Raw genomic sequence first — 600 nt, 5'->3', positions numbered from 1 at the left:
CCCCCCCTAACACGCGCTGCATAGGTGAGCATGGAGTGCATGGCAACCCCTGCTGGTAAGTAGTAATTCTGATCGAACGCCATCACTATGGGAATAATTGTTGGTTGTAACATCAAGAGCCTTTCTGGGCAGTGTAGGGCAAATCAACTTAAATTCCTATAACAACTTCTCCTTCCTCCCTTGATCGTTGGTATTATATCTAGAAGTCTTGGAAAATGTATTGGAGTGAGGGTGAGGAAATGTGTTATACTCCCTCAATTAGAATAAGGTTTTGGGTATGATCTTCAAGGTGTGTGTAGATGTTAGATAAGTTCAGGTTACTCCAAAAAATGCGCGGCAAGATTAATGCTAGATTGAATGAGATGACCTCCCGCTTGCATATGATCAAGTACAACACTCTAGGAAATATCATTAAGGATTGTGTAGACAATTTAGAACACCGCAAGTTGCTTTACATGTTGTTGCAAAGTGAGACACCTCTGATTTTAGACTTCCGCCATGAATGTGCCAAAATGGTGGACGCTTATTTGAAGTTTGTGCGTCCCGTAGCGCTTGAGCGTTTGATCCGTGTGGGGGGCAATACGGATGGAGGGTATGTAA

General features: G+C 43.2%; 1 protein-coding gene. It reads left to right on the top strand.

Going from position 1 to position 600, the window contains the following annotated elements; genetic code table 11:
- Window positions 1-299: 299 nt before the first annotated feature.
- Window positions 300-600, top strand: a 301-nt coding sequence (locus EAO38_RS08690) for a hypothetical protein (RefSeq protein WP_162982762.1), incomplete at its 3' end; no start/stop codon positions are given.

Origin of the sequence: Helicobacter vulpis (assembly GCF_003660395.1) — a bacterium.
Taxonomy (GTDB): domain Bacteria; phylum Campylobacterota; class Campylobacteria; order Campylobacterales; family Helicobacteraceae; genus Helicobacter; species Helicobacter vulpis.
Note: the sequence above shows the minus strand (reverse complement) of the source record. Positions and strands in the feature narration are given on the sequence as shown.